At 69.8% G+C, this 8,155-nt stretch carries 5 protein-coding genes; 3 read left to right on the forward strand and 2 right to left on the reverse strand.

Features of this window, described 5'->3' with window-relative positions; genetic code table 11:
* Positions 1–363: 363 nt before the first annotated feature.
* Positions 364–1,857, reverse strand: a complete 1,494-nt coding sequence (locus tag ACFWPJ_RS18040) for a hypothetical protein (RefSeq protein ID WP_378852712.1) — start codon at positions 1,855–1,857, stop codon at positions 364–366.
* A complete protein-coding gene (locus ACFWPJ_RS18045) occupies positions 1,844–2,953 on the reverse strand; it encodes a hypothetical protein (RefSeq protein ID WP_378852714.1) in 1,110 nt (369 codons plus the stop codon). Before ACFWPJ_RS18045 ends, ACFWPJ_RS18040 begins: the two co-directional genes overlap by 14 nt.
* A gap of 166 nt (positions 2,954–3,119) precedes the next feature.
* Between ACFWPJ_RS18045 and trmB the strand changes: the two genes are divergently transcribed.
* The 3 genes from trmB to ACFWPJ_RS18060 form a co-directional block, all read left to right on the forward strand.
* Positions 3,120–3,953, forward strand: coding sequence for a tRNA (guanosine(46)-N7)-methyltransferase TrmB (gene trmB, locus ACFWPJ_RS18050; RefSeq protein WP_378852716.1), 834 nt, complete (start codon positions 3,120–3,122; stop codon positions 3,951–3,953).
* On the forward strand, positions 3,950–4,672 hold the full coding sequence (locus ACFWPJ_RS18055; protein ID WP_378852718.1) for an NYN domain-containing protein: 723 nt from the start codon (positions 3,950–3,952) through the stop codon (positions 4,670–4,672). Before trmB ends, ACFWPJ_RS18055 begins: the two co-directional genes overlap by 4 nt.
* The coding region (locus tag ACFWPJ_RS18060) for an MMPL family transporter (protein ID WP_378852720.1) at positions 4,673–8,155 on the forward strand (3,483 nt) is incomplete at its 3' end. It abuts the gene before it with no gap.

An 8,155-nucleotide genomic window follows, 5' to 3' on the forward strand; every position in this document is an offset into this window, starting at 1 on the left:
ATCCGGCTGAGTGAGCTCTGCGACTTCCTGTACCCAGGCGAGCAGTTCACTGTGCTCGGTCGGCGCCGTGCCGTCGGATCCACGAAGACCAGGAATGGTCGCTGAGGTCATGAAAACTCTCCTGAGATGGGCGGTTTTTCGATGCGAAGTCCATCGATCGCCACCGGGCGGGAAGGCGTCCGCAGCGAACCAACCACCGCACAACCCCAAATGGACGGCGTACAGCGCCGTCCACGGACGGAGGCCGCGCATCGACTGGCACGGAGCGGACGCCCAGGTTCCTGGTTAAAGGTTAACGCGATATGACGATCGAGACGGAATCGGGTTAGGAATCGGGTCCCCTGATAACTACCCACGGGTCGATCAGTCAATCGTGGCCGCGCAGCGGTCGAGCACCGCGACGTCGCGCTCGCACGCCGCCAACTGCGCCGGGCGCTCCGCGACGAGCCGCCGCGCGAGAACGTCCAGCTCGGCGACGCGGCGGTCGACAGCCACCGCCCGTGCCGTCGATTCGCGGATCACATGCTCGGCCAATTCCGCCTCCACATCGACCAGCACCGCGGCGACACGCTGCTCGAGCAGGGCTTTTATATTCACCAGTGCCTCGGCGACCCATTGCGCCAGGTGGTTGCGCTCGGCCAGCTGGGCCCGCGCACGCACGACCCAGTAGGCCGCGCCGGCGCCGAGCAGCAGCGTCACCGGGACGCTCGCGACGTCCAGGGTCGGCACCAGCGACAGCGGTGCGACGATCAGCCGACCGAGGCCGACACCGGCCGACGCGCCGAGCGCGATCATGAGGTGATCTTCGACACCGCGGTGCCTCGGGGCGGGATCCGGGCCGAGTCGCGGGGCCGGATCGCGCCTGCGTGCGGCGGGTGCGGCGGTGCCGACCCGGCGGGCGGTCTCGATCACCCGGTCGTCGATCACGGTGTCGACCGCGACCGATAAGTCGCCTGCCGCCTGCTGCAGGCGCTGCGGGTAGGCGCGCAGTTCGTCACGGTCGCAGCGGTCGAGTTCGGCACGGGAACGGGTGTGCAGGGCGCGTACCAGCGCGCCGACCTCGGTGGACAGGTCGACGCGGGCCAGCTGGACCTGGCTGCGCACCGCCGACAGGCCGGTCTGGCGGCCGCCGTCGCGCTCGGCCAGCAGGGCGACCCGTTCCTCCCTGATCCGGGCGGAGTCGGTGCCGGAGCGCAGCGCGGTGATCTGTTCGGTGACCCGCGCCTTGGTGTCGGTGAGCACCCTGGTCAGCACGGCCGAGCGGCGCTGGGCACCGTCGGCGGGCCCCTGCGTGGTCGCCGCGGCCAGCGCGGCGTGCAGGGCGGCCAGGCCGGAGCGGTCGAGCAGGGCGGAGTCGTCGGCGGCGCGGGCGGCGGCGGCCAGGCGCGCCGACACCGGGAGCACGTCGAGGTCGACGATGCCGCGTGCGGCGAGCAGGGCGCGGCTGCGTTCGCGGATCGCCTGCCAGTCCTGATAGGCGTGGAAGCCGTTCATGGCGAGCACGATCCGCTGGTCGGCGGCGCGCAGGCGCTCGATCAGGGCGAGCATGTCGGCGCCGAGCACGCTGCCTGCGTCGAAGAGGATCAGGGCGACGGGCCGGTCCTCGGCCGAGGTGGGCGTGGCCGGGTCGGCCAGGTCGATGCGCGGTTCGAAGCGGGCCAGCTCGGTGCGCAGCAGGGTGGTGTTGGCGTCGTCGACGGCGTAGAGGACGACGCGAGCGCCGGTGCCCGGCTGTTCCATCGCCCGCAGCAAGGCCACACCCTGCGGATTCCACCGCTCCACCACAGCCACGGCCTCCGCGGGAAGGGCACGTTCGTCCTCCGCGGGCGGGGCGCCGGGTCTGTCAGAGTCCGGCACTGCTCATCCGTTCCCAGGCGCGGATATAGCCGTTGTGCTCGCGCAGGGCGGCGCGGCGGGCGGTGGGCGGCATGTCGCTGGAGACCACCGCGCGCCAGCGGGTGGCGCGGGCGAGGGCTTCGTCGGCGTCGGCCGGTGCGGGTGATGGGTAGCCGGCGGCGAGGTGGGCGACCTGCGGACAGGCCAGGCCGGCGCACAGTCCGGCCCACAGCGCGTCGTCGCCGAGGAGGTAGTTCTCGATGAGTTCGCGGGCGTGGCCACCGTCACCGGGGACGGCGCGCGCGGCGAGCCTGGTCAGCTCGTCGAGCAGTTCGCCGCCGCGGACCGCTTCCACCTGCTCGTAGCGGCGGTGCACCAGCCGGTGCAGCGGGTCGATGCCGCCCGCGGAATGCAGGATCTGGATCAGCGCGGCGGCGCCGAGGTCGGGGTCGGCGCGCAGGGCGGTGAGGGCGCAGTCGACGCCGTACAGGTCCCAGCGGGCGATCAGCCGCCTGCGCGCGTCCTGGTCGGAGCCGGTGCCGACGAACAGGTCGGCGGACAGCACGGACGGCACATCGGGGCCGACCGCGAGTCTGCGCAGGTCGGTGAGGTCGGCCGCGTCGACCGCGCCCGCCCTGGTGTGGGCGGCCACCGAGGCGACGACCGGCACGATCGGCAGGCCGAGCTCGCGCGCGTACCGGTCGGCGGCGGCCACCGCCTCGCCCCAGCGCGCGCCCACCGCGTCGGCCTTGTTGAGCACGACGACACCGCGGCCGGGCGGCAGGGTGGCGAGCAACCGCTGGTCGGCGGCCTGCGGCGCGCCGGCGAGGACATAGATGACGAGATCACCGTCGAGGACCGGATCGGGCTCCCCCGGCTGGTCGACCGGCGGGGTCTCCTCCGCCGACAGCAGCGCCAGCGCGCGCAGCACCGTGCTGCGCCCGCTCAGCGCGCGCCCAGCCACCTGGATGCACAGCGGCCGCCGACGACGCGCGACCGCGGCGGCGAGCCGGTCGGCGATCGCCGGATCACCGCCCCGACCGGCAGCGAGCGCGGAGATCAGCTGGTCGAGCTGGTCGGATGCCCGTGTCTGTATGGACTCGGTGGCTGTCGACATTCTGCCCACCCCCTTTTCCGAGGGCATTCTGTCAGATCCGCGGGGCGGCGGCCGTCGCGAACCAACTGCCGACCTGGGGCAACACCGCCGCTACATGCCACGATCCGACCGCGCGTCGCCCGGCCCGCCGCACTCGGCTGCGACGTAGCTCGGCGCATGCTGGACAATGGACGTCGTGAACGACGCCGCCAACCACCCTGTCGAGTCGGTTCCGGGGCAGCCGTCCACCGCCTCGGCCCATCCCAAACTCTCCGAGATCCCGCACGAGGCGGGCCGTCGCTCGACCACCGGCTCGCGCCTGTACCCGCGTGTCACGAGCTTCCGCTCCCGGCGCGGCGCGCTGACGCCGAATCAGCAGGTTGCCTGGGAGCGCACCTGGCCGGTGATCGGCCGCGACGTCGCCAACGAGCCGGTCGACGCCGACGCCTGGTTCGGGCGCAGCGCCCCGCTGGTCATCGAGATCGGCTGCGGCACCGGCACCGCGACGGCCGCCATGGCCAAGGCCGAACCGCACCTGAATCTGATCGGCATCGAGGTGTATCAGCCGGGGCTGGCCCAGCTGGTCTGCCAGATCGAGCGCGAGGAGATCGGCAACATCCGCCTGCTGCGTGGCGACGCCGTCGATGTGCTCGAGAACATGGTTGCCCCGGAGTCGCTGACCGGCGTCCGGGTGTTCTTCCCCGACCCGTGGCCCAAGGCGCGGCACCACAAGCGCAGGCTGCTGCAGGCGCCGACCTTCGCGTTGATCGCCAGCAGGCTGAAGCCGGGCGGCGTGCTGCACGTGGCCACCGACCACGCCGATTACGCCGAGCACATTCTCGCAGTAGGCTCGGCGGAACCGCTGCTCACCGGCCTGAACGACACCACCGGCGGCGACAGCGCCGCCAACCGCGTCACCGCGCCGATCGGTTTCGAACGGCCCGTCACCAAGTTCGAGGGCAAAGGCCTGCGTGCCGGTAGCGCCATCAACGAGTTCATATGGGGGAAGATCGACAGATGAGCGTGAGTGAGATCGCCACCGAGATGCCGGATATCGCCCAGGGAGCAGCCGGCAGCGAGGTGCTGGGCAGTTCCGGCCCCGATGTCCGACGCGTCCTGCTCGTCTGGGACGCGCCGAACCTCGACATGGGACTTGGCGCCATCCTCGGTGGACGTCCCACCGCCGCTTATCGCCCCCGCTTCGACGCGCTCGGCCGCTGGCTGCTCACGCGCACGGCCGAGCTGTCGGTCGGCGCGAAGGGCCGCGTCGAACCCGAGGCCACCGTCTTCACCAATATCGCGCCCGGCACCGCCGACGTGGTCCGGCCGTGGGTCGAGGCGTTACGCAACGTAGGTTTCGCGGTCTTCGCCAAGCCGAAGATCGACGAGGACTCCGACGTCGACGCCGACATGCTCGCGCACATCGCGATGCGCGAGCGCGACGGCGGCCTGGCGGGCATCATGGTCGCCTCGGCCGACGGTCAGGCGTTCCGCGAACCGCTCGAAGCGATTGCCGCCAAGGGAATCCCAGCTCAGGTGCTCGGATTCCGCGAGCACGCGAGTTGGGCGGTGACTTCCGATACTCTCGAGTTCGTCGACCTCGAGGACATCCCGGGAGTATTCCGGGAGCCGCTACCGCGGGTGAGCCTCGATTCGCTGCCCGACGAGGGTGCCTGGCTGCAGCCTTTCCGGCCGCTGTCGGCACTACTCACGTCTCGCCCTGGTCAAGGAGTCGCTTAAGTGTTCACCCGCTGGGGCGATCTGGTCTATCGGTTCCGTTTCGCCGTCATCGTGGTTGTCGGTGGGGCGATGCTGGCGTTGGGCGCCTACGGCATGGGGCTCGGGCCTCGGCTGTCTCAGAGCGGCTGGTTCGATCCGGGTTCGGAGTCGGTGCAGGGCGCGCAGATCGCCGACGGCTCGTACGGGCGCGACCACATGGCCGACGTGATCGTCATGTACAACGCCCCCGAGGGCAAGACGATCGATGACCCAGAACTCTCGCGGAAAATCGTCGACAGTCTGACCAGAGTCGTCGCTGAACACCCCGATCAGATCAGCAAGATCAACGGTACTTACTGGAAGGTCGGCGACGCACAGTCGGCACCGTCGGCGTTCGGATCCAAGGACAAGAAGCACGCGTTCGCCTCGATCGCCATCGCCGGGGACAACGACACCGTCATGATGGCCAATTACCGGGCCGTCGCCGATGTCTTCGCCATTCCCGGTGTCGACGTGGAGGTCTCGGGCCTACAGCCCATCGCGGTCACCCTGACCGACACCATCGACCACGACTCCAAGCGGATGGAAGTGCTGGCCTTCCCCGCGGTGGCGGTGCTGCTGTTCTTCATCTTCGGTGGCATCGTCGCCGCCGCACTGCCGCTGATCATCGGTGGTCTGACGATCATCGGCGCCACTGGCATCGTCATGGTGCTAACCAACTTCACCGAGGTCAATTCGTTCGTCACCGGTGTCGTCTCGATGATCGGTCTCGGCCTCGCGATCGACTACGGCCTGTTCATCGTCAGCCGCTTCCGCGAGGAATTAGCGGAGGGTTACTCCACGCGCGCCGCCGTCCGACGGTCGGTGATGACCGCTGGACGAACAGTACTGTTCTCCGCGACGATGATCATCGCCAGCCTCGGCGGCGTCCTGATCTTCCCGCAGGGCTTCCTGCGGTCGGTCGCGTACGGCACCATCGCGGCCGTCTCCCTGGCGGCGTTGTCCGCGATCACGATCCTGCCCGCGATGCTGGGCATCCTAGGCCCGCGCGTCGACATGCTCGGTCTCAAGTGGTTCCGCAAGACCAAGACCGCCGAGCAGGTCGAGAACGGTTTCTGGGGCAACCTCACCCGCTGGGTGATGAAGCACCCGCTCAAGATCGCGATCCCGGTCACGGTCATCCTGCTGTTGCTGATCATCCCGGTCAAGAATCTGGCCTTCGGCGGCATCAACGAGAAGTACCTGCCGCCGGACAATCCGACCCGTGCCGCGCTCGAGCATTTCTATGAGGTCTTCCCGCTGAAGAAGACCGACCCGATCCAGCTGGTCTTCGTCTCGGACAACACCACTGCGATCGGCAAGGTCTGGAAGGAAGCCAACCAGGCTCCCGGGCTGGTCGGCCCGTTCGAAGTGCCGGTCAAGTCGCCGACCAACTCTGAGGTGTTCCGCACCTCGGCGACCCTGGTCGATCCCACCAACAACGCCGAACCGACGATCGACTACCTTCGCTCGATCGAAATACCCGACGGCGTCACGATGTATGTCACCGGTCAGCCGGCGCTCATGGCCGACAGCATCGACACGCTGATGGAACTGATGCCGTGGATGATCTTGATCGTCCTGCTCACCACCTTCGTGCTGATGTTCCTCACCTTCGGTTCGCTGGTGCTGCCGATCAAGGCCGCGTTGATGAGCGCGCTCGGACTCGGCTCGACGCTGGGCATCCTGACCTGGATCTTCATCGACGGCAATGGTTCCGGGCTGCTGAACTTCACCCCGCAGCCGATCAGCGCGCCGGTCCTGATGCTGATCATCGCGATCATCTACGGCTTGTCGACCGACTACGAGGTCTTCCTGCTCTCCCGCATGGTGGAGGCGCGCGCCCAGGGCGCGTCGACCACCGAAGCCGTGCGGATCGGCACCGCGCAGACCGGGCGGATCATCACCGCCGCCGCGCTGATCCTGCTCGTGGTGACCGGTGCGTTCGCGTTCTCCGACATGGTGATGATGCAGTACATCGCCTACGGCATGATCGCCGCGCTGTTCATCGACGCCACCGTGCTGCGCATGCTGCTGGTGCCCGCGATCATGAAGCTGCTCGGCGACGACTGCTGGTGGGCACCGAAGTGGATGAAGCGCATCCAGGAGAAGATCGGTCTCGGCGAACCCATCCTCGACGACGAGCGCCCACAGAAGGGCGCCGTGGTCGACCTCGTGAAGACCACCCCGATCACCGATCCGCCGACCATGCAGATGACGGTGGTCCCCGACAGCAAGCTGGCCAAGACCCCGCGCCGCCCGCGCACGGTCGCCGAGATCGAGGCCGAGGCGCCGACCGCGCACCTGGACAAGATCACCGAGCACACCGACCCCGCCGAGCCTGCCCGGCCACGGCCGCCGATGCCGGCCGATCCGACGCGTCCGCGCGCGCCGATGCTGTCCGGTGACCCGACCCAGATCCTGCCGGTCGTCAAGCCGGACGCCGAACCGCCGAAGCCCGAACAAGATTCGGCCGCGAAGACGCCGGAGACCGCGCCGTCGCCGATGTTCACCAGCGGTGAGCCGACCCAGATCCTGCCGGTCGTCAAGCCCGGTGCCGAGCCGCCCAAGCCCGAGCAGGCGCCCGATGATGCTGCGCCCGGACCGGATTCGCCGCGCGGCGATGTCGGTTTCCGTGCGCCGGAAGCGAATTCCGGTGCGCCCGGCGATTCCGGTGTGATCGGTGGCGACACCGGACCCGCGATCGACGGCGTCATCGGTGGACTCGATCTGCCCGCGCCCGGCCGCGATACCCCGCCGCCGCGCGGATCGTCGCGCGTGCAGCCGCCCGTGGGCTACAGCCCGTCCGCGCCACGGGTGTCGCCCCCGGGCGACTCGCCCGGAATCGAAACGCCCGCAGAGGATTCCGGCTCGCGGCCCAGCATCGTGCCGCCTGCCCGGCCGAGCATCGTCAACCCGCAGCCGCGCGGTGTGGTGCCGCCGCCCGCGCCGAGTATCGTGAACACGCCGCCGCCCGGCGTCGTGCCACCTCCCGCGCCCAGCATCGTCAACCCGCTGCCGCCGAGCATGGTGACGCCGACGCCGCGACCGGTCGAACCGCCCGCCGGTGGGACGTTCAGCGGGTTCACCCCGCTGACCGGCTACGAGCCGGCTGCCGCCGAGGAACAGCCGGAGCCGGAACCGCGGAGCACCGCGTCGCCGAGCGAGGATCTGTCGGCGACGCCGGGTGCGCACCGCGTCGCACCGCCTGCGGTCGATGAGGTCGCGGTAGCGCGCCCCGAGCCGACGCTTCCGGCCGAGGAGCAAACGGCGCGTGGCATTTTCGGCACCCCGGTGCCTGTCGAACCGCAGCAACCGACCTCGCCATGGAACGGGAGTCCGGCCGCGCCGAGCGGATTCACCGCGCCCGAAGCGGACAGCGGACCCCGGTTCTCGCCGATCACGCCTTCGCCGGAACGGGATTCGGCACGACCGGAAGTGGTGCGGCCGCAGGTCGCGCCGCCG

Origin of the sequence: Nocardia sp. NPDC058497, from assembly GCF_042720195.1 — a bacterium.
GTDB lineage: Bacteria > Actinomycetota > Actinomycetes > Mycobacteriales > Mycobacteriaceae > Nocardia.

Excerpts from the sequence above, each read along its gene's own strand:
- trmB (WP_378852716.1), top strand. The coding sequence starts at position 3,120 with ATGGACGTCGTGAACGACGCCGCCAACCACCCTGTCGAGTCGGTTCCG.
- ACFWPJ_RS18045 (WP_378852714.1), bottom strand. The coding sequence starts at position 2,953 with ATGTCGACAGCCACCGAGTCCATACAGACACGGGCATCCGACCAGCTC.
- ACFWPJ_RS18055 (WP_378852718.1), top strand. The coding sequence starts at position 3,950 with ATGAGCGTGAGTGAGATCGCCACCGAGATGCCGGATATCGCCCAGGGA.